Genomic DNA, 25,649 nt, shown 5'->3' with positions numbered 1-25,649 from the left:
AAATGTATAAGCCACTTTATAAAAATTTTTAAAAAGATTTTTTACGAATACTTACGCAAGCGTACCAGATCCACGGGCTTAGAAATATTGCTAGGTAAATAAGGCTGATCCATGGTTGGTAAAGCACATAAAACTCATGTGCAGTTAGCGAGTAAGGATGCTTGATGAGCACAAAGCAAACCAAGTCGGTAATGATAGTAGCAAATAGCCAGAAAATGGCGAGCCCCCAAACTTCCCTGGTTAGATTTTGCCTTCCACTATGCCGCTTTTTGAAATAGATACCGGCAAACAACGGCCAGATGAGGAACATGACCAACACATGATAGGGCACGGTAGCAACAAATTCGGCCGACTGCAACACGCTTACGCCGGGTGCAGGTGGTGGCGAATGATTAACCATTGCGTAAGTTATGGAAATAGCAGGAGCCAGTATAGACACAACAATATAAGCCACTATGAACCAGCCAAAGGCACGTTTAAAGTTTAGTATCATTTGATCTGAATTTAAGGTTATAAACGAGGCAGCTTACAACCTCGTCAGATCATTTGACCACGTACTTTCAAAATTGGTTACACTGACAATCAGTATTTTATATACTTATTCATTCCGTAAACTACGTACCGGGTTAGCCAATGCCGCTCTTACTGATTGAAAACCAATAGTGGCAAACGCTATCAGTATGGCAACACCACTTGCCAACGCAAACATCCATAACTGAATGTTTATACGGTAGGCGAAACCTTGTAACCAAGTCTGCATTGCCCACCAGGCAATTGGACAGGCTACGACTGCGGCTATGATTACCAGCTTAATAAGGTCTTTGGATAACATGTTAACAATATTGCCAACGCTGGCACCAAGTATTTTACGGATGCCGATTTCTTTATTACGTTGTTGTGCCGTAAACGTAACCAGCCCAAACAAACCTAAACAGGCGATGCTGATGGCCAGTATGGTAAATATGAGTAGCAGGCTACCTTGCTTCTGTTCGGTTTGATAATTGCGGGCGAAATTTTGGTCGAGGAAATTGAAGTCTAATTTATCGGGGTCGAAAGTAGCGTATACTTTGCGGATATAACTAAGCGCGCCGCTTACGTTGTTTTTATTGATACGTACATACAAGTTGTCGCCATCTTTACTTTCAGTAGGCATTGCCAGTACCATGGGCGAAATTTTGTGCTGAAGCGAATAGGTGTTAAAATCTTTAATAACGCCAACAATAGTACGCTGCTCTGCCCCGCCATAGTTTACCTGGGTGCGTACCGTTTTACCAACCGGATTTTTGAGGCCCATTTCTTTTACCAGGGTTTCGTTCACTAAAACAGATCCGGTTCTGTCGGCGTCGCTATTATTGATGAAGTTGCGTCCTTGTAGCATTTTAATTTGCATGGTTGGCACAAAATCTTCGTCTATAATCAGATTCTCCACTACTGTTTTGGAAGCACTTCCATCTCCTACATCTAAAGAGAAATCGCCTGTGCCTATATCGTTATTTCCTATGGGATTGCCTGCCACCGCAACACTTTGTATTAATGGATTTTGAAGTAACTGGCTTTTCAGCGAAGCTACTTTAGCCCTTACATCGCGGCTATGGATATGGAAGGTTAGGATCTGGTCTTTATTAAAGCCGAGGTCTTTGTTCATTACGTAATGCAACTGCGTATAAATTACACACGATCCGGTAATCATCACCATGGTGATAATAAACTGGAAAACCACCAGCGATTTACGGAATAAAACGGTGGATGCCTGGTTGCCCATCTGCCCTTTCATGGCCGGAATGGTTTTAAATCCCGACAAGAACAAAGCCGGATAAACACCCGCTAAACCTCCGGTAAACAACGCAAAGCCAGCAAATAAGCCAACAGTTTGCCAGGTACCAAATTGCATTAACGTAAGCGCCTTGCCCGAAAGTTGGTTAAAGAAAGGCAGTGCTGTATGGATAACAACCACTGCCAAACCAGTAGCCAGGGCTGCAAGTAAAACAGATTCGGCGAAGAAAAGCATCATTAATTGCACCCTGTCCGACCCGATAACCTTGCGCACCCCAATTTCTTTTACGCGGATTGATGAACGCGCAGTAGCCAGATTTACATAATTGATGATAGCGATACCGAGTATCAGCAATCCGATGAGCGTAAACACGTACACATACATAACATTGCCGTTTTCACTCAGCTCATAATCCAATTTAGAGTGCAGGTGGATAGAGGTAAGCGGCTGCAATTCCATGCGGAAGTGTACTTTATCAGAGCCGCCAGGATTATATTTCTTTAAAAAGCGAGTAGTCGAACCTTCTATTTTTTGATAGTCGTTATGATGCTTTAGCAGTACGTAGGTATAAAGTTCGGAGTTTTGCCAGTTTTTGCCTGTACTCAATTCCTGGGGCATATAGCGAATGGCACCAAATGTAAGGTGTGAATTAGCAGGCACATCGTCAATAACACCCGAAACCATATTGGGAACATTTCCATCAAACAATACAGTTTTATTTATAGCCTGCGAGGCGTCGCCGAATAAGTTAACTGCCATGCTTTTAGTCAGCACTATGGACTGTGGTTTAGCCAGCGCGCTTTTAGGGTCGCCGTAAAGGAAATGGTAGCTAAAAATGTTAAAAATAGAGTTATCGCTAAAGATGATATTGTTTGCGGTAAGCTCCTTTTCGCCAACGCTAATTTTTCCGCCCCCTTCGGTATTGATACGTACCACGTCTTCTACTTCGGGGTATTCGGCTTTTAAAGCTGGGGCGTAAGGAGCTGAGGTCACGGCCAGGTCGAACTTACCGCCATTCCAGGTACCGTGTTGTGCTACGCGGAATATCCGATCAGCCTTGGTGTTAAAGCGATCGTAGCTCAGTTCATCAGTTACATAAAGCGCAATGATCCAGAACGAAGCTATACCGATAGCCAGTCCGAAAACGTTGATCATCGAAAATATTTTATGCTTACTTAGGTTTCGCCACGCGATTTTAAAATAACTCTTTATCATAACTTACAGTTTAACAAAAAATTGACTGGCATTATAAATATAGAAACCGTGCCATTACACTATTCAACTGATAATCAACAATATAAATCAAAATCCCATCTTTACCATGTATCATAACCGCACAGTTTAATGCATGCTAGCGTTACAAGTAAAATTAACAATATCAGACTGTTAAACAAGGTATTGCGACTGTGTGACAAATACAACTACCTAATTTTGTCCTCAAAAGCGATATTTGCCACCATGCTGATAAGACTTGCCACCCCTGCCGATATACCCGCCATAATGCAAATGATTGCTAAAGTTGTGCCGCTAATGCGCGCGGCAGGCAATTTTCAATGGGGCGATGATTATCCCAACCCTACTGTATTCGGTAAAGACATTGAGCTTAGCCAGCTTTGGGTAGCCGATGTTAATGGTGCCATTGCCGGCGTAACAGCTATCACCACAGATCAGGATCCGGAATATACCGACGCAGGCTGGGATATTACTGAAGAAGCCATTGTTACCCACCGCATAGCGGTTAACCCCGATTTTCAGGGCATGGGGATTGCTAAAGCTTTAATGCAACAGGCCGAAACCGTTGCTGTGCAGCGCGGCATCCGCATTTTGCGGGTAGATACCAATAGCGAAAATAAGGTAACACAATCGCTTTTCCCGAAATTGGGTTATACCTACAGCGGCGAAATTGGCCTGGCGAAACGCCCCGGGTTAAGGTTTTTTTGCTACGAAAAGCGCATTTAATGCATAAAAACCGTACTTTTAGTTGTACCCCTGTTATATAGCGCCCATAGCTAACTTATATTCTACTAAAACAGGGCTACTATGATGACATTTTTAAAGATCTCGGTAATACTGGCATTCCTCATCCTCCCCCTAACGGGTGCCCGGCGAACAGGCGGCAACTCGTCGCAACAAATCCAGCAAACACTTATGCGGTCGCGCTACGTAGTTAACCGCCGAGGCGAATTGGAAGATAGTGAGAGGACCAAAGAAAATGGGGAGAAAAAATAGAGGGATCAAACCTTCACTCTAAACTCCGTTTGTCTCTCTGCTATCGTTTTCAACGAAAACTCGAAACCGTGATTCATTAATATCTCACGCACTAAAGTAAGGCCTATTCCCTGCCCATCCTTTTTGGTACTGTAGAAAGGGGTAAAAAGTTGTTCGCTTTGTTCGGCTGAGATTCCGGAACCGGTGTCGGTTATGGTTAATTGCCTCTTGGTTTGGTTAATTATGCAAGCGATATGGCCATCCGTTCCTATCGCTTCGATAGCGTTTTTTACAATATTAATTAAAGCCTGCTCTAGCTGTTGTTCATCGGCCATTATATAGAAAGGGGTTTCCGGCAGGCTGGTTGTAAACGTGATATTGTTTTCGTTTGCCTTTATCTCCATCAGCTTCATCACAGATTTAACTACGTGCTGTAGCTCCAGTTGTTTTTTATTAGGTGGCGGCAGCTTTACCAGGTCGGCAAGGTTGCGCATAAACAGGTTGAGGTTTTGGTTGCGGTCAATGGCTATTTGCAGCGCTTCCTTTAAGAGATCATCATCCACAGTCCAGAGGCTCTCAGTTTTTAACGTCGATTGCATAATGGAGTTTACCGGGCCAATGGTATTGTTCACCTCGTGGGCCATCATACGGATCACCTTGCCATAGACGTTCTTTTCTGCAGCTAGTATCTCGGCCGTCAATTCTTCGATCATTACGAAATTTCGTGGGAAGCCGCGGTCTACAAAGTGTGATTTTTGGATTTTGAAGGTGGCAGCCCCACCATATTTTATCATCCTGGTCTCGCCCGAATTCAACGCTAAAATATGCCCCAGCAATTCGTTGTTAGAATCGGTTAACGAGTGGCCGATCAATGCGTTGTCCTCCACGCCCAATATTTGCAAAGCCCTGGGGTTAACCTGTTGAATCAGATCGTCATAGTCTAAAATAATAATACCGGTTGGCGAAGTATAGATCAACTTCTCGAGGAAAAAATGCTGTTGTTCTTGCAAGGTACGTTCGGTACGAAGCTGATCTATCATTTGATTATACACACCAATCAGCTGGTCTACTTCGTACTTGCCCGTTGGCGAAAATTTGATATTAAAATCACGCTCGCGGATGGCATCTATACCTACCATCAAAGATTTCAGCGGTTGGATCAGCTGCATGTATAAATTCCACGAGATAAGGATGGATATGATCACAAACACCTCGGCCACCAAAAACAGAATCTTATTTTCTTTAAAAATAAAGTAAGTAAGCACCAGCGTGGTAAGGTGCAGGATGAATACAAACAGGATATATTTAGTCCTCAGCTTCATCGTAAGGTATTTGGTATTTATCTAACCTGCGGTACAACGAGCTACGGGTTAAACCTAAAGACTGTGCCGCTTTGGTTACCTTGTGTTTATGGTATTCCATGGCCTTTTTAATCATCTCCACTTCCATCTCCTCCAGCGTGAGCGAACCTACTCCAGGCAGATGTTTGCTATCCTTTTTAACCGGCGAATTATCCAATTGTGCCCGAAAATCTTCTATATCCAGCTTATCCTTTTTGCTAACCAATACTGCGCGCTCCACCAGGTTTTTTAACTGACGGATATTGCCTGGTAGTTGCAGTTGCTGCAGCCATTTCAGTGCCGCAGGCGTTATAGAAAGCTCGGGACGATTATAAATCTCTTTCAGGTTGCTTATAAAGTAATTGACAAGCAACGGTATGTCGCCCGCCCGTTCGCGCAAGGCCGGCAGATAAATGGTAATGAGGTTGATGCGGTACAACAAATCTTCCCTGAAACTGGCTTTTGCAACCATATCGTTAAGGTTTTTGTTGGTAGCACAAACCACCCGCACATCCACAGTTTTGGTGCGGCTGCTGCCCAGCACTTCGTAGGTACGATCCTGCAATACGCGCAGCAATTTAACCTGACTACCCGCATCCAAATCGCCTATTTCATCTAAAAATATAGTGCCTTTGTTTGACATTTCGAACCGGCCCATCCTATCAAACCGGGCGTCGGTAAAAGCCCCCCGGATATGGCCAAACATTTCACTCTCGAATAACGATGTGGATATTCCCCCCAAATTTACTTTTACAAATGGCTTATTACGGCGCTTGCTGTTTTGGTGAATTGCCTCAGCAATTAATTCTTTGCCAGTACCGCTTTCGCCCATAATTAATATCGAAGCATCTGTACCGGCAACGCGACCAATGGTTTCCAGTATGTCCAGCATCTGCGGATCGTGCCCGATAATTTGCTGAAAGTTATACTGGGTATCCAGTTGTTTACGTGTACGCTGCTGATTTTTATTATCGCCGAGGTCTAAAAATGTCCTAACAGATTGCAACAAATGCTCATTGCTCCAGGGTTTGTTAATAAAATCGTTAGCGCCCATTTTCATCCCCTGCACCGCCAGTTCGATGCTGCCCCAGCCGGTTATCAATATCACGGGGATGGATGTATCCACCTGTTTAATTTTAGCCAGTAAGGCTATACCCTCTTCGCCTGTGGTGCCAATAGAAAAGTTAAGGTCGAGAATAATGAGCTGGGGCTTTTGCTTCTTTATAGCCGACAATGCTTCGACAGGAGTGGCTACCGCTATAACGCCGTAACCCTCGTTTTTTAAAAGTAAAACGAGGGAGGTACGTACGGCAATATCGTCATCTATGACAAGTATCATATCAAGGCGTTAAGGTCGTAATTATTCTTCATGTAACGCAACAGCCGGATAAATTGCCGCTGCCTGCTTACCCGGATACAGGGAGCAAACCAGTACAATGAAATAAATAAATATTAAAGCAAAACCAATAGCCGTAAGATATACCCCGGCCGACAGGTCGAATACATTTAGCAACGGAAACTGTACCGCAAAAAACGTCCCGATGATGAGAGAGAAAGTTGCCAATATCAAAGCCTCGCTCACCAATTGCGATGATACCGAACTGCCGCTTGCCCCTATTGCCCTCCGTAACCCGATTTCGCCGCGGCGCTTGTTAATATTATACCACAGCACCCCGAAAATACCCAAAGCAACATTGATGATGAGGAAAGCAGCCACAATAGACAGAATAATAAGCGGTACCAAGGTAAACTTATTGTAGGCTACCAGCTTGTTAGGTAAATGCTCTATTTCGATGTTGGAATTTTTCATTTGATTGGCCATAAACTTATACAGCCGGCTTTCAAATGCCGCGTCGGCGTTCGGTTGTACCTTTACCAAAATACGTTGTAGCCAATGATAAGCTGAAGTGTCGAAGCGATTATACTGGCTAAGTCCTACTGTTTGGTAATCACCGTCAAACTTAATGTCGTTAACCACACCTATTACTTTGATTTTAAACTTATTGTCGTAATCATTAAAGTATTTACCTACGGCAGATCCCTTACCAAAAGCCTTTTCTTTAAGAGTGTTGTTAATTACGGTTACTTTTTCTTTCGAAATACCGTCTTGCTTATTGTACCAACGTCCTTCAAGCATAGTTGCACCGAGCGTGTTAAGGTAGTTATCATCAACATTGAACTGATTAACGTAGGTTATCCTCTTACCATTAACGGTTATACCACCGCTCATGTGAGCCGACGAGAATGGCACATTGGTGCTCGAAAAACCGGCATCTACTACCTGTGGCATGGCTTTAATATTGCGAAGCAAGCCCTCATAAAACATAGTAAGCGAATCGGAATTTTGGGTTTTAAGCGTGTTGTTGTAATTGATTACCCATACGTGCTCGTATTTAATACCTATGGGTTTTACGTAGTTTTGATACGAGTTTACAGCGAATGCAAACACCGCAAACATCACCATAAACGACAACAGGATCTCGACGATAAGCAGGGAGTTCTGCTTCTTTTTGTTCCAGATGAGTTTAAATAAATGCTTTAACATAATATCTTGATTTAAAAATGATCGATCTATTGAGCCTTTAAGGCCGTTACCACGTTAAGTTTCGACATGCGCCAGGCTGGGTACACACCCGAAAACAAGCCGAAAAATATGCATATCGCCAGCGCATAGCCCAGTACCGTGAAGTTTAATGTTAGTTCGAGGTTGGCTATAAGTCTGGCATTGTTAATAAAATACATGGCTATAAGCGACAGCACTACGCCAATAAGGCCACCCAAAAAAGTGAGTATCAGGTTCTCTACAATAAACTGGTATACCAATGTTTGCGACGACGCGCCAAATGCCTTACGCACCCCAATCTCCGACGAACGCTCCATAATGCGCGTAACGTTAATGTTAACCAGGTTAAGTGTAGGCAGCAACATTACAAACAGCGCGAATAACGATAGGGCCAGCGTAACATATAGGATCCCTGATTTGGTTTCATTGCCTGTGCGTACGTAACCTTCCAAATAAGTGTCGGCATGGCTATAAATTTTGTTGTATTGCTTATCTGGTATTGGTAATTTGGGGATTATCGCATCAAACTCCCTTTTCATTTTAGGTACATCTGCTGTATTCTTAGCCAAAATAACACCGTTAAAATCGCCCATGTAGTTATTATAATTTCCAAAATCGTTTTTGGATACGGTATAAGGCAGATAGATATCGGCATAAAACGAATAACAAGTTATGGGGATGTTCTTAACCACTCCGCAAATGCGGTATTTTACATTGTCGGCTTCCAAATATTTACCTACCACAGGGCCGGTATCATCGCCAAAGTATTCTTTTTTCATATCCTCAGATATCACTGTAACACGTTCGGCATTGGCTACCTGTTGCTTCGAAAAAGCCTTGCCCTCCAAAAACTTATACTCCAGCACATCCCAGTATGCTGCGTTGGTGTATTTGTAATTGATTACAATTTTGCGATTGTTTACGTAAGTGTTAGTTGCATTAAAATTAGACGAGATAGCCACTGCCACGGGTGTTTTCATGCGGCCAACATAATGGTCCAGAAAACCAAAAGATAGGCCAGCAGAGTTCATGGCATCCTTACCTGCCATTTCCATGTGCGAAATGTAGAGCGAACGATCGCGCTTTTTATCGGGATAGTCATCATTAACAACTTTATCGATAAAAGCCGTAGCTACCATCAAAATGGTTAGTGTAAAACTGATACCAAATAGGCTAATAAAGGTGAAAAACTTGCGGCGCCTCAACACCGCTATGGCTATTTTAAAGTAGTTTTTTAACATGGCTTTAGTGTTTAGGCAGATTTATAAAACTTGCGAACCATCAAATAAACGTACCAAACGGTGGGTCTTTTGCGCCATATGCTCATCGTGCGTAACCATTACTATGGTAGTACCGTCGTTTTGGTTCAGCTGAAGTAAGATCTCCATAATCTCGTTACCCATAGCACTATCCAGGTTACCTGTAGGCTCATCGGCCAGGATAATTTCGGGACGACCAACAATGGCCCGGGCAATAGCCACACGTTGCCGCTGCCCACCCGAAAGCTGCGTTGGGAAGTGCTTCATGCGATTACTCAGTCCTACTTTTTCTAAGGCTTCGGCAGCAAGTTGGCGTCTTTCTTTGGCGGTGGTGTCGCGGTATAGCAGGGGTAGCTCCACGTTATCCAGCACCTGCAGGTCATTGATCAAATGATAGCTCTGAAATATAAAGCCCAACTTTTGATTACGAAATTTAGCCAGCTGCTTATCATTCAAATTATCGGTGGTTTGGTCGGATATTTTAATCTGCCCGCGAGACGGCGCATCCAGCAAGCCCATAATATTTAGTAGCGTACTTTTGCCACAACCCGATGGCCCCATAACAGACAAAAACTCGCCTTTAGCTATATCGAGGCTGATGTTATTAAGCGCCAGAGTTTCGATATTGGTGGTACGGTAAACCTTTTCTATGTTTTGTAAACTGATCATGATTGGTTGATTATAGTATTTTTTAATAAGTTATTTTCTTGTTCTTTTCAAAATCGTACAGCGACAAGTAACGCAGCTGATAGTAAGCGCCCCAGAAATCGCGCAGCGCATTAATAAAGTCGCGCTTAGCCTGGTCATTTTCCTGAAATGCGATGCTCAGGTCAGTGATACTTAGGTCGCCCAGTACGTAACGCTCGCGGGCTATCTGGTACTTTTCTCCGGCAATGCTGTCGGCCTGCGCGTTGGATGCAATCTGCTCTTTCAGCATATTAAACAGCGTTACCTGGGTAATAATCTGTTGGCGAAAGGTTTGCTTATCCTGCTCTACGGCATACACGGTAAATTGCTCGTTGGCTTCGGCCGTTTTGGTTTTTGATTTACTCCGACCCCAGTCCAACACCGGGATAGAGAATTGCAGTTGCAACAACTGTTGGTTCTGCGGCGATTTGTAAACATCGGGTATGTTTGATGCACTGTTGGAGAAACCTAAATTAGCTGTTAAACTGGCGGTCAATCCCGTTTGCCCTTTGGCCTTAGCCACATCACGCTGGGCCTCGGCTATGCGGCGCATAAATGCAATAGCATCCGAGCGATTGGCAAAGGCTTCCGCTAAAACCTTTTCGGTATTTACCTCCATCCGGCTGATCTCCTCCGGTACAATCAAGGCAATATTGGTTTCCCCATCAAAGCCCATGTAACTACGCAGGGTAAGCGTTGCAATCTGGATATTACGCTTAGCCACGCCAACCGCTTTTTGCGCGTTTAGCAATTCGAGTTGTAACTGCAGGATCTCGTTTTTAGAAACTTTGCCTAGTTCAAATTTCAGTTTGGCAACTTTTAGTATCTGCTGGGTATTGGTGAGATTTATTTCGGCCACCTGCTGATTTACCTGTGCTAATAGTAAATCGAAGAAATACCCCTCAACCGTTACAGCAATCTGCTCCTGTGATTCTATAAAGGCCTGCTTACTTTCATTATACTTTAACGGTTCTATCCTTTTGTCCCATTTGAGGCTATTGTATTGAAACAACGGCTGACTAAATCCTACGGCATAAGGCACCCCGTTGTACAGTACATTATTGCGGTCGAAATCATCAAAACGCTGTAGGTTGGTTGTACCATAAATAGTACCTCCAGTAGCTGTAATCGTCTGGCTGAAATCCAGTTGCAGACTCGAATTATCATTATGTATCGGCTGAAACAACACCGTACCATTGGGCTGCTGCACCTGTGTATACGTTTTACTATAACCAGGCAATATGCCGGTTAATGATAGTTGCGGTTGGTAATTTGACTTATAGGTGCGCCATTGCCAATATTTGGTTTCCTTTACGGCAATGGCCTGTTTAGCGGCTATGGAGTTTTTGCGCGCCAGCTCTATCACCTGCGTTAAGGTTAGGCGCAGCGTGTCGGGCGTGGCGGCATTACTAACCGATGTTATGCAGAGTATAAAAAACAAGATGTAGTATAGTGGTTTCATGATACTTACTATCTCTTAATTTTTAATGCTGAGTTCCTGAGCATTCTTAAACTCGCTCATGTCCGAACTAATCACCATATCGCCGGGTCTTAAACCGTCTTTGATCTCTACGTAGTCGAAATTGCTGAGGCCGAGATGTACGGTACGGCGTTCGGCCTTATCGCCATTTACTACAAAAACATCTTGTGCGCCTACACCTTTAAACGCGGGGCCGTTGACTACGCGCATCACCTGGCTGTGCGCGGCGGTAACCAGAAAAACGTCCACTTTCATATTAGGACGAAGCTGTTTGTTATTCCGTTCGTCCAATTGAACATCATAGCTTATCACACCATTTTGTACAGACGGATACACATTTACAATATGCCCGCGCAGTTGAGTATCATTAAAGCGCACAATGGCAGGCATACCGGCGTGCAATTCGGAAAGGTAATTATCGGAAATGCTACCCGCCACCTTAAAACTCCCCAGATCGGCAATGCGGGCAACAATTTCGCCTTCCTTAACAGATGCTCCTATGTTTTTATTGATATAGGTAATTACGCCATTGCGGGTAGCCACTACATTGGCCAATTTCAGCTTGCGTTCCAGCTCTGCCAGATCATTTTCCTGAATGGCTGCGGCAATTTCACCCTCCTTTGCCTCAACCTGCATGGTTTGCTGTTTGCTTTTAATCTCGTTCTCTAACTGCTTCTTTTCCAATTGGGCAACCTTGAGGTTTAGCTCAGCCTGTTCAATACCCTCGCGGGTACCACCGCCTGCTTTGTAAAGGCGTTTGGCATTTTCTACCGCATCCTGCAGGTTGGCTATGCGTAGTTGTTTAATGGCGTTGTTAGATTGGATATCGAAGAAGCTTTTATCCAGATCGAGTTTGAGTTTCCTGATCTCGTTGCGTTTGGTCTCTAACTGAAATTTAAGTTTGGTGTACTCATTCTCCGTGGCCGATTTATCGAGGATCAGGATGGATTGGCCTGCCTTAACTTTAGTACCTGCATCCATTATGGCGCTCTTTACAGAAGCATTAATAGAACTGGTGATCACCTCCTCAAACTCGGGTAATACTTCGCCAGAAGCATTTAAGGTATTTTCTACGCTACCAACCTCTACCCTGGCAATGTTAATATCGCTGCGGCTTACTGATGATTTAAAAACTACCCTTACCCCCCACAATGCGATGAGGAGCAAAGCAATGCAAAGTATTATGATAAGACCATTTTTTCTTCGTCTTTGTGATATTACTTCGGCAGGTATTTCTGTATCCATTTTTAGCTTGTTTGCCTATAGCTTTGCAAGCTGCATTCCGTTGTTAAATTATTGATTATTAAATTATTATGATATTTTTAAAACAAAAAAACGTCCGGTATCGGACAAACTGTTTGGATACGGTATAAAAAAAGCCCCCCGATAAATCGGGAGGCTTTCCAATTACAGTATTTTGTTTACTGATTCTTAGTTATTAGAACCACCAATTAAAGTATTGTAAAGCAACTCATCATTTGATAATGGCCAAATGTATTGCGGGTTGCTTGGGTCTATTGCCTGCACGTTTGATTTTGCAGGGATAGTACCCAGAGTACGCATAAAGTCGATGTTACGTAAACCTTCGCCCAAGAACTCGATATTACGCTCTTGCATAATGGCTGCAATTAAACCAGCTGCATTACCTACGCTTGCAGAAGTGAAGGTGGTAGTAGCATCAGAACGCTGACGCACTGCGTTTAACAATGCTAAAGCTTGTGCATCAACACCTGCTGTACGGGCACGTGCTTCTGCTAAGTTTAACAGTACTTCTGCATAACGGATAACCGGTGCATAATCCAGGTAAGGGCCTGGTGCATTCCATTTAGCCAGGAAGTATTTGGTGTTATTAGCAGCGATGGTAGATAAATAGATAAAGTTAGTTCTGCGTGCATCTGTAGCTTTCCAGTTTGCATCGGCTATTACGCCAGCTGGGTTTAAGTAAAACTCAGCGTTACCTGGGTTAGTACCGTTAGCATAGTAATAGTAACCTAAAGCGTTTTGGGTACCTACCTGCTCGGTTGATACCACAAACGGAACTGAGAATATAGACTCAGTTGTAGTATATGGTGCACGGAACACGTTAAGTACGTTAGATTGTAAAGCGTTTGCTACCCCAGTTGTTGCTGTGAACGGCGCAGCTGTACTTACAATTTTATTAGCTTCAGTAATAACCTCTGCATATTTACCCATAGTTAGGTATACACGGGTTTTAAACGCGATAGCACTGTTGCGGTGTGCACGAATCGTATTATTTAACGCCGAGCCATTAGTTAACGGCAAACCGGTTTCTGAATCGTTCAAATCTTTAATAATTTGAGCATATACATCGGCTACCGAGCTTTTTGCTAATGATTGATCTGAATATGATGACAAACCGGTTAAACGTAAAGGTAAACCTGGTTTAGCACCGTTGCCATCTGCATAAGGGCGTGCATAAAGCTGTAGCAAATCGTAATAGCAAATAGCACGGATAAACTTAGCTTCGGCAATATAGTTAGCGGCCAGAGCCGAACCAACTACTGGTGTGCCATACTTAGCCATACCATCAATAAACAAGTTACATAAGTTGATGGTGTAATATCCCTGCGACCATAGATTTAATACTTCGGTACTGGTGGTATTAACGCTTGCAGACCATGTATTTGATGCAGTGATCTGGTTATTTGAAAGGTTGATCCAGTTATCGGCCTTTACATCGTTGTAAACCTGGAACCTACCACCTTGTAACTGCCCGCTGCGCAAGTTAGCATACAGCGCCAATACCTGGCTCTGGATACGCGCTGAAGTAGAGAAGGGCTGCCCGTTTTGGTCAGCAACCTGTGTTTGGCTCACTGGATCTAAAAGGCTTTTCTGACACGAGTAGTTGAACCCAACTACCATCCCCAACATAATTACTAATATTTTCTTTTTCATTTTTGAATCGCTAATTAAAATTTAACATTGAACCCTAAAGTGAATGTTCTCTGCAAACCTGGCTGGTTTCTATCAACACCTTGGGTGCTGTTAGAAGTTGCAAGACTTGCGCCTGTTGAGCCAGAACCATTACCGCTGTTAGAAGAGATCTCAGGATCCGGACCAGGGTATTTGGTGATTGTGAACAAGTTGAAAGCACTTGCATAGAAACGTAGGTTTGATAAACCAATTTTGCCAACCAGGTCTTTAGGTAAAGTGTAACCTAAATTTAAGCTTTTCAGTTTCACGAAGTTACCGCTGAATACGTTGATATCCAAAGGAAGTGATGAACCGTTTGATACGTTATCGTTGTAAACAATTTTAGCGAAGTCAGCTCCGGTTTGACCTGGTGTAGTCCAACGACCGCTTATGATATCGGTTGAGTTGTTCCAGAAACGTTGATCATGTAAACCAGCACGGGTACCGTAGTAAATAGAGTAACCTAATTGGTAAGTGAACAATACGTTTAGGTCGATACCTTTGTAACGGAAGGTGTTGCTAAAACCGCCTAACACTTTAGGAGCAGTATTTGCATAGTTAACCGCGTCTGCAGCCTGGGTAATAGCTGGGGCACGGGTACCATCTGAATATTCCCATTGGTTACGACCGGTTGGAATAGCACCTGTAGGATAGTATAAAACTTGACGACCTGACGCATTTACGAAAATACGACGACCAGTTGCAGGATCAACACCTGCGGTACGTACAATGTATAAGCTACCTAAAGAGTGGCCAACCTCGTTAATGTTAGTTACCTCGGTACCTGATGTAGAGTTGGTTAATTTAGTTATACCCGGTACAATAGAAGTAAGCTTGTTTTGGTTAAAGCTGATGTTGAAAGATGGTGACCAGCTGAAATCTTTAGTGTTAACACCGCGAGCGTTCAACGTGATCTCCAAACCTTTGTTGTACATGCTGCCAATGTTTACATATGGGTTGGTTGGTAAACCTGCAGATGGAATAGTTGGAACCTGGAAAATCAGGTCTTTGATGTTGTTCTTGTAATAAGCAACCTCACCTGTGATCTTATCGCCAAGGATACCGAAGTTAAAGCCGATATCTGTTTTGAAGATAGTTTCCCATTTCAGGTCAGGGTTACCTGTCTGGTTAAATTGCAAGGTAGCACTACCGTTGTAAAGACCATTGGCATATAAACCATAAGAGTCATAAGCACCGAAACCTTGAGCGTTACCTACTTTACCGTAGCTACCGCGTAGTTTAAAGCTGCTGAAAATTTTATCGGCACCGATTTCAGTCCAGAATTTTTCACGGGTGATCTCGTAACCTACTGAACCACCTGGGAAGTAACCTTTTTTGTTGCTTGGACCAAATGCTGAATAATCGTCACGACGGAGGGTACCACTGATGTAATATTTTTTGTCGAAGTCATAATTTAAACGACCGAAGAATGATACCAGGTAAAAATCCTGATAAAGAGAGCCAGACGATGCATTGTTTGCCCAACCTGCTTGTACAGTGTTAAAGCCAGCATCCGAAACCGCAGTACGGTTAATACCGAAACCTCTTACAGTTCTACGGTCTTGCTCGTTACCAAATACGGCATTGATAGTGTGTTTGCCAAATGATTTGTCGATTTGTAAGGTATTATCCCATACCCATCTTTTTTGGTTTGCGTAAGTATCGGTTACAGAACCGCCGCCGCTTACACCATCACCCTGAATTGGGTTCTGATAAATATCAACATCTCTTAACAGATAATCGATACCGTAAGTGGTTTTCAATGTTAACCATGATAATGGCTTTACCTGGAAATAAACATTTGAGCTGATCTGGTTTAACTCGTTGTTAGAACGGTTAAGATCCAGGATAGGCATAATGTTATAGTAAGAGAAAGCAACACCTTTATTAGCCTGGATACCTAAAGTATTACTGCTTAAGTTGTAGCTACCATCGTTATTGTATGGAGATACGTTTGGAGGAGAAACTAAACCGATACGGCCTAAACCTGTGATGCTGAAACCATCATCCTGAGCACCAGAACCAGTAGCTGCTTTGTTTTGAGAATTTGTGTAAGCAATTTTACCACCAATGCTAATGTATTTATTGGCTTTATGATCGATGTTAGCTAAGATACCTTTCTTTTCGAATGAGTTTTTAGCTAAGATACCGTCTTGCTTTGCCCAGTTGGCAGATAAATAGTAGTTAGTAGATTCACTTGCGCCAGAAATACTTGCAGTAGTATTATAAGAAGTACCTGTGCGGTAGATATAATCGAACCAGTTTGTATTAACAGGCTGACCGTCGGCACCGATTTGCGTTGCGAAATAAGTAGTGTTGGCATTATATAAGCCAGCATTACGCAATGCTTCGTTTTTGATATCAGTGTACTGTTGTGCATTTAACATCTGCGGCAGGTTATACACCTTGTTCTGACCGATCCAGCTATCAATAGTAACTACAGCTTTTCCTCTTTTACCTTTTTTAGTGGTAACGAAAATCACACCGTTAGCAGCACGGCTACCATAAATAGCACCTGCAGATGCATCTTTAGCAATATCGATGCTCTCGATATCCTCTGGGTTAAGATTACCCAGTGGAGAACCACCACCTGCAGTACCACCGTTTTGGTTACCCTCGAAGCTTGGCACACCATCTATTACATATAAAGGTTGTGAACTCAAAGCTACCGAGTTGATACCGCGGATACGGATAACCGGGTTTTGGTTGAGCGTAGCACTTGGCACAGTAACCTGCACACTCGATGCACGGCCACCCAGCGCCTGCTGGAAGTTTTGTACCGGAGCTTCGGCAATTTCCGCACCTTTTACAGCGCTGATGCTACCGTTGTTGTCGCGTTTTACCTGGCTACCGTAACCAATTACCACAACTTCATTTAATTGACTGGCGCCACCAGCAAGAGTTACATTTAACCGCTCGCCAGATGGAACGTGGGTTTGTGCGGTAAACCCGATAAAACTGAATACTAATGAGCCCCCTTGAGGAACTTTAATGGTATAAGATCCGTCGGGGCCGGTTTGGGTACCGGTTTTAGAACCTTTTACAACAACACTTACTCCCGGTAATGGAAGGCCGTCGTCTTTACCAACAACGGTACCGGTAACTGTGCGGGTTTGGGCATAGGCTGTTGAGCCTACAAGTACTAATCCCCACAAAAGATTACGTAGAAATCTCTTCATACATCAAAAAGTTTTGTTTAATTAAGTTAATGAACACCTTATTTATTGCAATAAACAAAAAAAAACTAACAATTTGATATATATAAATTAACAGTTTAGTTACAAACAGGTAAAATATTTAAAAAAATAGAACATTTTCTTATTAAGAAATGAAAAACATTAAGAATATTTCACTTTTTACACCATTTAACAAACAAAACACTTAAAAAATGGCATTTTTAAAGAATTCAAACTATCAAAATTGTAAAAACACTGACTTATAGAGTATTTTTTTAAAAAAATCCGAACAAATAATGAGAAAATTCGTTGACTGAGAATTTACCGATCTGTAATATACAAAATCCGAAATAACAAAGCAAAACACATGCTTGCCGCGACGATCAGAATGAATAAAATGAATGGAAATTGAAAGGATTTTCAGATCTCGACGGTCAATATCACGGCATTATTGCTTAATGCTTCGATATCTGTGCTGGTAGTATCCCAAAGCGCAAGGGAATCGCGCTGATGCAGTAAACGTCCCTCCATTTCGAAGGCACCGGCTATGACAAAGGCAAATATTTTAGATTTAGCGTCTTTTAAATGGTAAAGCGCTTCGGAGCGTCCGCTAAATTGCCCTATCTGAATCAAAAATGGCAAACCACTGTCTGAATGTATAACCGGAATTAGCTCATCGGAATGAATTGCAAAGTCGAAACTGTATAAGGCCGACACGGAGCCTAATACCTCCTCGGTTGAAACGATTTGCAAGTGCAGAAAATTGATCCAGTCGGTATCATAAGGATTAGTGAGTTCGAAGAAACCTCCCTCGGGTAAATAGCTTACGTAAATATTACCCACATTTAACGTAATCGGGTGGTCGTAAGCATTTTTAAAAATCAATTCGCCAGTGATGGGCACGAGTATAATATACGATGCTGTATTACCGCCAATAAATACCGACCTGCCTGCAGCCAGCACACTATCGTTTACCAACTTTAGCCTACCAAAGGGCGTACGGCTATCGTCTTGATAGGTGCCGTAATTAAATGTACTAAATTGTTTTATAGCAGCGTTCTCTTTTATACCCCGCTGGTCTGCAAGGTATATTCTGCCGGGTGTAAGTACCGCCATTTTACAATTGGGATATAGTAACTATATTTACGTAAGGCTGCAATTGAAAAAGATTACTCCCAGTTAAACCTCCCTCCTGCTGCGCTTCTTTATTAAACTCTGATACCAACAACAAATTACTTATGGTTTTGTGCCAAATAAGTGGTGCGCTGAAAAAATTTACTGCTATCTGATGTTTGGCTTTATCGTTTATATCCGAGTTGATGATTTCGAGCTGAAAATCGTTGAACTTAATGAAGCGCTTGCCGATGTTATTCAACAGATCTGGCATCACATTATTTAACTGGCTAACGTAACCTGTAATAGCAGGTGTAACCAGCCCCGCCAACCGATTTACATTCGGCACAGAAGCAAGCAACTGTGCATAAGAATTATACGAAGTACCTGCGCTGAAATTTTGCGCCTGCATTTTAAACTCCATATAAGAAGCTTCAAAAACCAATTTATCCCAGGGCTTGGTACAGCTGCCGTCGATAATTTTGCGATAACAAAGGGTAATAACACTTTTAGCCATATACTATAAATAATGAAAGACGCTGAAGATTACTCTCCAACGCCTTCAACCATTAACTGTTTATATAGATGATTAAGCAGGTACGCTCATGCTGATGGCTAGCGCAAAGCCATCTGTTGTATTGCCGGTAACGGTAGCCATTTCTAAAGTGGTGCCATCGCTAAATACACCATCTTTAGCGTTGTAAGTATAACCCGACATCCCTTTCGAATAACCATTTACCGCTAGTAATGCGCTGCCCGTGGTTTCGGGAAATGCTATTTGAGTAATTTTCAGCGACGTGCCCGAAGAGTTGTAGATATGCACATGGATATGGGTGGCCCTACCTGTATACCAACCAGGAAAAATACTAGTAAAAGTTACCAAACCATTGGTATCTGTAGTTTGGCGGCCGCGAAGAAAGTGCACTGACGTATAGTTGGTGCTTTGAGAACCGCTGCCCCCATATTCGGAGTAGTTACCTTCGGCATCGCAATGCCAGATATCAACTATCGCGTTGGCCAATGCATTACAACTATTGTTGCTGTTATTAACGTTAATTTTAACAGTAAGCTTATAGCCGCTGCGCCCATCTGTAATATCGCTGCGCACGTACGATGCTGGTGTATGTGTGGGATATGGCCCTTCGGTTTCGGTTTCTATTACACTGCAGCCGCTTGTACTGCCACTACTGCTGCTACCCGAGCTCGAACCCGATGTGGTGGTGCCGCTGCCCGATGCATCAACCGTATCCGAATCTTTTTTGCAGGCACCTGCGAGTACCGTTGTGGATACCGCTCCGACCATCAGGCTGCGTAAAAACCTCTTTCTTTCCATGATATTATCCTCCTTGTAAAGTTTTGCTTGGTTACTTAAATTAAAAGTACGGCAACACACCTGCGATAGAAAGCATGTATCGACTAAGCAACGCTTTGTAACGACTAAGTAACATTTGGGCACAAAAAAGCCGGCTATTTTAAAAATAGCCGGCTTCATATATTAAAGCTTAAAACCTATATCAGACTATCTGTTCCAAGATACCCAGGTAGCTTTGGTCCAATCGCTTGCAGGGTCAACTGCGCCTAAGTAAGCAACTTTAGTAAAGAAAGCATCAGATAATGCAGTACCTTCAAACTTAGCAACGTTAGTGATAGCAGCCGAACCTGATTTTGGTAACAAGTTAGGAGCAGCGTTGTTAAACGGATCTGTTAAACCGATATCGGCAGCAGAAGTAAATGATTTAGAACCATCTCTGCCTTCTGCAAGTGTTTTTAAAGTAACGTCGGTAAATGCTACAGAAGTTAATTTATCAGTTTTGTAAGTAGCAGTTACAGCGTGTAATAAGCTGTTTCTGAAACCACTTTCGCCATTAATGTAGAAAGTAGCAGTAGGATCGTTATCGATATCTAAACCTGCCTTTTGACCACCCATTACAATGGAGTTAGCTAAGATAAATTTAGAACCTCTTCTCCAGCGCATACCGTAACCATAATCAGTTGATGTGCCGGTTGCATTGTTAGGACCGATAGCCGTAAAGTTTGACATTGTAGGTGAAGTAACCGGAGTGCTCAGGTAACCTTTTGCATCGGTAGTGTTATCAACCTCAAAGTTGTTTGAAATATCACCGGTAGTACCTTTATTGTCAGTAAATGCAGGGTCTTTAACAGAAACCGCGAACTGGATTTTACCGTGGTATCCATCATCCATATCAAAGTCATCATCAGCACAGTTGTAAGCAATAAGGTATTTAGCATTAAACGAACCGCCGAAGAATTCGAAAGCATCATCTAAACCACGTACAATTTCAATATGATCTACAGTAGTACCGCTACCTACGGCGTACATACTTAAACCGTTGATCTCATCACCCGGGTTAACAGCTTTGCCACCATACTCAATACGTACATATTGTAAAGTACCAGAGTTATCAGTATCATTATTACCACCAAAAGCCTGGTGAGCAGCATCAACACCACCTTCTAATACAGAGTGGTTACCGTTACCGATTGCCTGGCCAACAATTACCAAACCGCCTAAGTCGCCTGGTTTTTTATCAGTCTCGTTAGAAGTGAAAACGATTGGCTCGGAAGCAGTACCGATAGCAGATATTTTGCTGCCTTTGTAAATTACCAATACACCTGCAGAATCTTTATTACTTACAATTTTAGTTCCCGGATCAATGGTCAGGGTTGAGTTACCGTCAACATACACATAACCTCTTAAACGGTAAGTTTTGTCTTTGGTCCAGTGTTGGCTGGTGGTAATAGAACCACGCACATCAACATTGGTGCTGGTTGGCGGGGTAACCGGGGTATCGTTGTTGCTTTTGCTACAAGAAGCTAAGCCTGCTGCAACGGCGCACCCTAATAAAAAATGAAGTTGTTTTTTCATATACATGAATCTGTTTTTGATTTTCTCGTTACAAAGTTGCCGGCATGCTGTTAACGGTAGTTTAACACACAATTACCATTCACTTTACTTATCGTATCCCTATAGTTACCAATGGTTATTTGGTTGAACCAAAATTGTATTTGAATGATAATGAGGTTCCAAACCCGGCGTAACGGCTCTGGATAATCTTGTCTTCACCAGCTTTAAACGCGGTTTTATCAAGCGATCCGTAGTTATAGTACAGAGAGGTTGCCTGGTGCAGCATGTCTGATACGGTAAGCTTCAATTCGGCGCGGCGGTTCATTAAAGTCTTGCCGATTTGGAAGTCCAGCACATCTCTCGGGCGTTCATAAATATCAATGGCATCATCCTGACCACGGAAGGCCAAACGCTCGCCACTGCGGTTATATAAGGCACTTACAGATAAACCACTACCAGTGGTGTAATACAATCCGCTATTAATAATATAAGGCGACTGACCCTGTAGCGGGGTAGACACGTTACGGTTTTTCAGGCTTACCGTAGCATTGATGTATGATGCATTTACATACAGACTAAGATTGCGGAGGAAATTAACATCACTAATAAAGTTCAGCTTTTTGCGTATTTCCATTTCCACCCCGTAATCGCGCGAGCTGTTGGCATTGGCGAACGACAGGTTATCATTCCCCAGGTTGATCTGCTCAATCGGGTTGTTAAACTTTTTATAGAACACCGAAGCAGATAAGATCTCGCCACCTGAAGGATAGTACTCAAACCTGAAATCGGCATTATTAATAGTACTGCGCACCAGGTTCGGGTTACCGCGGATGTTAAAGTTATTTTGATAGTCGTAATATTGGTAATCGGCAAGCTCTCTAAACTCGGGACGATTAACCGAACTGTAGTATGATAAACGCAGATTGGTTTTCTCTGTAAGGTTGTAAGTTAAGTTGGCAGACGGCAATACGTCGGTATTTTTATAATCCTGCTGACTTTTACCCGTCGCCCTTAATTGCTGATCGTAATATTCTAAACGGGCACCCCAGGTTAAATGCAATTTATCGCTGAAGTTATTCTCGAGCATCAAATACCCGGCATCCAGATTGGCTTTGCCTTTATAGTCGGTAGAGCTTAGATCTAAGCGCGCCAAAGCGATACCATTTGTTTGGATGCTTGAAGGGCTAAATATGTTATCGATATTTACACCATTGGTAAATGGTATCGATTTATTGCCAAAGCCCACCTGGTCTACATAACCCAACGCATCGATAGAGAAATTACGATCGCGGTAATTAATTAAGCCCCCTGCTTTAAACTGCTGATTTTTATTAAACCAGTTGAATTTATAGGTAAGGTTAGCTGCACCGCCAAAAATATTCTCGTGCAGGGTTGAATAAACACGGCCCAGGTCATTAGGCTTAGGGCTGTTCTCGCTCGAAAGTGAAATATACTCCGGCGAGTTTAATGGCGTATAGATGGTTACGATACGCTGATCGGGTTGGTTACGATATGATAGACCGTAAGAAGCATTCCAATCCACAATCCAGTTGCTTTTGCTACCCAGCGTATGCTTACCCTCCAATACCGAAGAGTATAAACCATTTTGAGTGGTTTGGTTAGAGTAGCCGCGATATCTCAGCGGATCATCATTACTGGCCTCGTAATTTAAAGCATTATTAGTTTGCTCAAAGTTGATGGTAAAATCGTTGTTGTATAAGTTGCGCCAAACGATTTTGCTTTTACCATATACATAGGCCAGGTTAAATATAGCACCTAAGGTTTTGGTATTGGCGAAGTTTTCGCGATCATATTGATAGTTGATCAGATTATTGGCAGTACCCGTGTTAGACGGGTTATACTCTGTACGGTAACCATCTGTAACCTGATGCGCGGTACGATAGTTAAATGCAAACAGATAACCCAGGCGATTATCGTTTTTGGTAGTTTTACTATTACCCATTGATAACTGTAAGCTCACGTTAGGGAGGTTAAATTTGCCTGTTTCGTAACCGAATGTATTCGGAAACTGCTGGGCGATAGCTATTTTCTGCGCGCTGGTTTGGCCAGACGTATAGTTAGATTTTACATTGCTGTAGGCATCGGGCAGTTTACGCGAACCATCATCATAACCCAAAAAGTCTAAGCTACCATGTGGCTGCGGGTCTATGAAATTGCTTTTAAATGTTGTTTTTGAATTGTACCCAATGCTAACCGATGCATCTAAGAATTTGCTATCGGGTAAATCTTTGGTGATAGTATTGATGGCGCCACCGGCAAAATCGCCAGGCAGGTTTGGTGTAGCTGTCTTATACACCACAATGTTATCCACAAAAGTTGCCGGGATAATATCGAACGAGAAAGCTTTTTTATCCGGCTCGGTGCTAGGCAGAGTAGCATTATTAAGCAAGTTGCTGTTATACCTGTCGGCCAAACCACGTACTACTACAAATTTGCCATCTTGTATAGTGGTACCGCTCACGCGTTTCAACACCTCCCCGGTATTACGGTCGGGAGAACGTTTGATCACATCTGCCGAGATACCATCGCTTATCTGCACATTGCTTTTCTGCTGTGCATACAATGCAGCTACAGATTCGCGCTTGTAAGTTGCGGTTACAGTAACCTCGCTAAGGGCATTGCCTGCACTTTCTTCCAGTATCACATTAAGTGCTGTAACCTCGTTACCTTTAACTGCAACTTCGGTTATAGATTTGGTGCTATAACCTACATATCTTACTAATAAGGTATAGGTGCCCGGCGCCAGCCCGCTTAATATGTAGTTACCGTTTACGTTAGTGGCTGCGCCTTTAGTGCTGCCTTGTATCAATACGGTTGCACCAATTAAGGTTTCGCCTGTTTTTTTGTCGGTAATTTTACCAGATATTTTCCCTGTTGATTGTCCTTTTACTGTATTAATGCCCAGTGTTATAAGCTGTACGAAAAGAAAAATGTGGAGTAGTTTTTTCACGCTAAAAAAGTTTGGTGCAAAAATATTTTGCACCAAACCGTTTAACGATAAATTATCATTACCAATAAAACAAGTGTTTCTTAATCCATGGTTACCAATGGTTCAACCAAATAACCATTTATAGATGAGCGGATATTGGCAATCTTTTGCCGCGTTATTTCCAGCACACCTTCGGGGCAATTATGAATGCAGATCTGCTCGGCAAATACATCGCTGTAAAATTCCTTTTTAAGTTCGGCGAGGTCTATTCTCAGTACTAAAGCAAGGCTTTCCAGCTTTTCTACCTTAAACTTTTTTTTGCCGGTTTCTATCCGGCTTAAATGTGCACGTTCTATACCTAATTTGTCCGCCAGTTCTGTCTGCGAAAGTTCGCTGCTTTTTCTACGTTGTTTTATAAACTCGCCAAAAGTGAATATATGTTTGTTAGCCATTGTATCAGATTAGTGGTTAACAAGTGCAGCCTGCTCATTTACATCAACAGGGTGGTTATTAAGGTTCAGCAAGTTGTGGTTAATGGTTTTAAGCACACGCAAACAATTGTACATTTCCTGCCAGGTAATTTCGTGGGTAACGTTACTTTCAAAATGCTGAAAAGTTGTTTCCAGGCTTTCTATCACCTCGGTTGCTTTTGGGGTTAACGAAACCAGCTTGCCACGTCGGTCTTTAAAATTCACCTCGCGGGTTACATAACCTTTGGTTTCCAACGAATCTATAATGGCTGCCATGTTTGATTTTTCGATACACAGGTGGTCACAAAGCATCTTCTGGGTAGCCTTTCCGTTAAAACGGGTTAATAGTAGTATAATCTGGTAGTGGTGCTGTACGTCTATCTGCTCTAGAAATTTATATAGATATTGATGGTACGATTTATTAGCCAGCATTACCTGCAGGCTAAATTCTTCTCCGAAATTCATTTTGATGATGAATAAAGACCCTCAATTACCATTTACGGCAACATAAGGATCACGATAAAACAATAAAATACGCTCGCGGGGTATTAAATGCGTTTTATTGTTTAAAGATCAGATGAGAAGGCTACGAATCAAAAGATAAAGATGCCCGAGGGGCGGTATGCGGAAATGATGGTTGAGCCAAACCTTGACGGTTTGGACAGGGACGTTTAAGAAGAAAAATAAGAATCCGGCGCAAAACAGCAAAACAACGGCAGCGCTTACTGTTACGGAGTGCGGAGGTGTGGTTAACTGCCGATTAGAGATAATGCTCCAGCTACTACTATGCAGATATGCATTACCCACGTGATGGGTATGCCGCGAATTT

20 protein-coding genes are annotated in these 25,649 nt (G+C 42.7%); 2 read left to right on the top strand and 18 right to left on the bottom strand.

What is annotated here, in order from left to right; translation table 11 throughout:
* Window positions 1–28: 28 nt before the first annotated feature.
* Both GSY63_RS03610 and GSY63_RS03605 read right to left on the bottom strand, forming a co-directional pair.
* A complete protein-coding gene (locus tag GSY63_RS03610) occupies window positions 29–493 on the bottom strand; it encodes a hypothetical protein (RefSeq protein ID WP_166584459.1) in 465 nt (154 codons plus the stop codon).
* Between the two features lie 105 nt (window positions 494–598).
* Window positions 599–2,989, bottom strand: a complete 2,391-nt coding sequence (locus tag GSY63_RS03605) for an ABC transporter permease (protein WP_166584458.1) — start codon at window positions 2,987–2,989, stop codon at window positions 599–601.
* Window positions 2,990–3,232: 243 nt separating this feature from the next.
* Here GSY63_RS03605 and GSY63_RS03600 point away from each other — a divergent pair, with 243 nt between their 5' ends.
* On the top strand, window positions 3,233–3,733 hold the full coding sequence (locus GSY63_RS03600; RefSeq protein WP_166584457.1) for a GNAT family N-acetyltransferase: 501 nt from the start codon (window positions 3,233–3,235) through the stop codon (window positions 3,731–3,733).
* A gap of 81 nt (window positions 3,734–3,814) precedes the next feature.
* Complete coding sequence (locus tag GSY63_RS03595; RefSeq protein ID WP_166584456.1) at window positions 3,815–4,003, top strand: hypothetical protein; 189 nt, start codon at window positions 3,815–3,817, stop codon at window positions 4,001–4,003.
* Window positions 4,004–4,008: 5 nt separating this feature from the next.
* On the opposite strand, the gene GSY63_RS03590 is transcribed toward GSY63_RS03595, so the two are convergent.
* From GSY63_RS03590 to GSY63_RS03515, 16 genes are all read right to left on the bottom strand, one after another.
* Window positions 4,009–5,304, bottom strand: coding sequence for a sensor histidine kinase (locus GSY63_RS03590; RefSeq protein WP_166584455.1), 1,296 nt, complete (start codon window positions 5,302–5,304; stop codon window positions 4,009–4,011).
* A complete protein-coding gene (locus GSY63_RS03585; protein ID WP_166584454.1) occupies window positions 5,288–6,661 on the bottom strand; it encodes a sigma-54-dependent transcriptional regulator in 1,374 nt (457 codons plus the stop codon). The genes GSY63_RS03590 and GSY63_RS03585 overlap by 17 nt, the downstream gene beginning before the upstream one ends.
* 21 nt (window positions 6,662–6,682) lie before the next feature.
* Entirely contained in the window at window positions 6,683–7,867 is a 1,185-nt protein-coding gene (locus GSY63_RS03580) for an ABC transporter permease (RefSeq protein WP_166584453.1), read from the bottom strand.
* A 26-nt stretch (window positions 7,868–7,893) separates the two neighbouring features.
* The gene (locus GSY63_RS03575) at window positions 7,894–9,126 is read right to left on the bottom strand and encodes an ABC transporter permease (RefSeq protein WP_166584452.1); all 1,233 of its coding nucleotides are present in this window, start codon (window positions 9,124–9,126) and stop codon (window positions 7,894–7,896) included.
* A gap of 21 nt (window positions 9,127–9,147) precedes the next feature.
* On the bottom strand, window positions 9,148–9,813 hold the full coding sequence (locus tag GSY63_RS03570) for an ABC transporter ATP-binding protein (protein WP_166584451.1): 666 nt from the start codon (window positions 9,811–9,813) through the stop codon (window positions 9,148–9,150).
* A gap of 22 nt (window positions 9,814–9,835) precedes the next feature.
* A complete protein-coding gene (locus GSY63_RS03565) occupies window positions 9,836–11,293 on the bottom strand; it encodes a TolC family protein (protein ID WP_166584450.1) in 1,458 nt (485 codons plus the stop codon).
* Between the two features lie 15 nt (window positions 11,294–11,308).
* On the bottom strand, window positions 11,309–12,556 hold the full coding sequence (locus GSY63_RS03560) for an efflux RND transporter periplasmic adaptor subunit (protein ID WP_166584449.1): 1,248 nt from the start codon (window positions 12,554–12,556) through the stop codon (window positions 11,309–11,311).
* Between the two features lie 186 nt (window positions 12,557–12,742).
* Window positions 12,743–14,227, bottom strand: a complete 1,485-nt coding sequence (locus GSY63_RS03555; RefSeq protein ID WP_166584448.1) for a RagB/SusD family nutrient uptake outer membrane protein — start codon at window positions 14,225–14,227, stop codon at window positions 12,743–12,745.
* A 14-nt stretch (window positions 14,228–14,241) separates the two neighbouring features.
* Window positions 14,242–17,424 (bottom strand): SusC/RagA family TonB-linked outer membrane protein, encoded by a 3,183-nt coding sequence (locus GSY63_RS03550; protein ID WP_166584447.1) that lies wholly within the window; start codon window positions 17,422–17,424, stop codon window positions 14,242–14,244.
* A gap of 417 nt (window positions 17,425–17,841) precedes the next feature.
* The gene (locus GSY63_RS03545) at window positions 17,842–18,537 is read right to left on the bottom strand and encodes a pirin family protein (RefSeq protein ID WP_166584446.1); all 696 of its coding nucleotides are present in this window, start codon (window positions 18,535–18,537) and stop codon (window positions 17,842–17,844) included.
* 1 nt (window position 18,538) lies between these two features.
* Complete coding sequence (locus tag GSY63_RS03540; RefSeq protein WP_166584445.1) at window positions 18,539–19,051, bottom strand: hypothetical protein; 513 nt, start codon at window positions 19,049–19,051, stop codon at window positions 18,539–18,541.
* A gap of 72 nt (window positions 19,052–19,123) precedes the next feature.
* On the bottom strand, window positions 19,124–19,867 hold the full coding sequence (locus tag GSY63_RS03535) for a dioxygenase family protein (RefSeq protein ID WP_166584444.1): 744 nt from the start codon (window positions 19,865–19,867) through the stop codon (window positions 19,124–19,126).
* A 186-nt stretch (window positions 19,868–20,053) separates the two neighbouring features.
* Window positions 20,054–21,421 (bottom strand): hypothetical protein, encoded by a 1,368-nt coding sequence (locus tag GSY63_RS03530; protein ID WP_166584443.1) that lies wholly within the window; start codon window positions 21,419–21,421, stop codon window positions 20,054–20,056.
* A gap of 115 nt (window positions 21,422–21,536) precedes the next feature.
* Window positions 21,537–24,371, bottom strand: coding sequence for a TonB-dependent receptor (locus tag GSY63_RS03525; RefSeq protein WP_166584442.1), 2,835 nt, complete (start codon window positions 24,369–24,371; stop codon window positions 21,537–21,539).
* Between the two features lie 80 nt (window positions 24,372–24,451).
* Entirely contained in the window at window positions 24,452–24,802 is a 351-nt protein-coding gene (locus GSY63_RS03520) for a helix-turn-helix domain-containing protein (RefSeq protein ID WP_166584441.1), read from the bottom strand.
* A 9-nt stretch (window positions 24,803–24,811) separates the two neighbouring features.
* On the bottom strand, window positions 24,812–25,285 hold the full coding sequence (locus tag GSY63_RS03515) for a MarR family winged helix-turn-helix transcriptional regulator (protein ID WP_166584440.1): 474 nt from the start codon (window positions 25,283–25,285) through the stop codon (window positions 24,812–24,814).
* Between the last annotated feature and the right edge of the window lie 364 nt (window positions 25,286–25,649).

Source organism: Mucilaginibacter agri (assembly GCF_009928685.1).
Lineage (GTDB): Bacteria > Bacteroidota > Bacteroidia > Sphingobacteriales > Sphingobacteriaceae > Mucilaginibacter > Mucilaginibacter agri.
This window is presented reverse-complemented; position numbering and strand designations above follow the sequence as displayed.

Bases quoted from the DNA above. Each gene is read 5' to 3' on its own strand.
- GSY63_RS03595 (WP_166584456.1), top strand. From the start codon at position 3,815: ATGATGACATTTTTAAAGATCTCGGTAATACTGGCATTCCTCATCCTC.
- GSY63_RS03580 (WP_166584453.1), bottom strand. From the start codon at position 7,867: ATGTTAAAGCATTTATTTAAACTCATCTGGAACAAAAAGAAGCAGAAC.
- GSY63_RS03560 (WP_166584449.1), bottom strand. From the start codon at position 12,556: ATGGATACAGAAATACCTGCCGAAGTAATATCACAAAGACGAAGAAAA.
- GSY63_RS03520 (WP_166584441.1), bottom strand. From the start codon at position 24,802: ATGGCTAACAAACATATATTCACTTTTGGCGAGTTTATAAAACAACGT.
- GSY63_RS03605 (WP_166584458.1), bottom strand. From the start codon at position 2,989: ATGATAAAGAGTTATTTTAAAATCGCGTGGCGAAACCTAAGTAAGCAT.
- GSY63_RS03550 (WP_166584447.1), bottom strand. From the start codon at position 17,424: ATGAAGAGATTTCTACGTAATCTTTTGTGGGGATTAGTACTTGTAGGC.
- GSY63_RS03590 (WP_166584455.1), bottom strand. From the start codon at position 5,304: ATGAAGCTGAGGACTAAATATATCCTGTTTGTATTCATCCTGCACCTT.
- GSY63_RS03555 (WP_166584448.1), bottom strand. From the start codon at position 14,227: ATGAAAAAGAAAATATTAGTAATTATGTTGGGGATGGTAGTTGGGTTC.
- GSY63_RS03575 (WP_166584452.1), bottom strand. From the start codon at position 9,126: ATGTTAAAAAACTACTTTAAAATAGCCATAGCGGTGTTGAGGCGCCGC.
- GSY63_RS03585 (WP_166584454.1), bottom strand. From the start codon at position 6,661: ATGATACTTGTCATAGATGACGATATTGCCGTACGTACCTCCCTCGTT.
- GSY63_RS03570 (WP_166584451.1), bottom strand. From the start codon at position 9,813: ATGATCAGTTTACAAAACATAGAAAAGGTTTACCGTACCACCAATATC.
- GSY63_RS03540 (WP_166584445.1), bottom strand. From the start codon at position 19,051: ATGGCTAAAAGTGTTATTACCCTTTGTTATCGCAAAATTATCGACGGC.
- GSY63_RS03545 (WP_166584446.1), bottom strand. From the start codon at position 18,537: ATGGCGGTACTTACACCCGGCAGAATATACCTTGCAGACCAGCGGGGT.
- GSY63_RS03600 (WP_166584457.1), top strand. From the start codon at position 3,233: ATGCTGATAAGACTTGCCACCCCTGCCGATATACCCGCCATAATGCAA.
- GSY63_RS03535 (WP_166584444.1), bottom strand. From the start codon at position 19,867: ATGGAAAGAAAGAGGTTTTTACGCAGCCTGATGGTCGGAGCGGTATCC.
- GSY63_RS03565 (WP_166584450.1), bottom strand. From the start codon at position 11,293: ATGAAACCACTATACTACATCTTGTTTTTTATACTCTGCATAACATCG.
- GSY63_RS03515 (WP_166584440.1), bottom strand. From the start codon at position 25,285: ATGAATTTCGGAGAAGAATTTAGCCTGCAGGTAATGCTGGCTAATAAA.
- GSY63_RS03610 (WP_166584459.1), bottom strand. From the start codon at position 493: ATGATACTAAACTTTAAACGTGCCTTTGGCTGGTTCATAGTGGCTTAT.
- GSY63_RS03530 (WP_166584443.1), bottom strand. From the start codon at position 21,421: ATGAAAAAACAACTTCATTTTTTATTAGGGTGCGCCGTTGCAGCAGGC.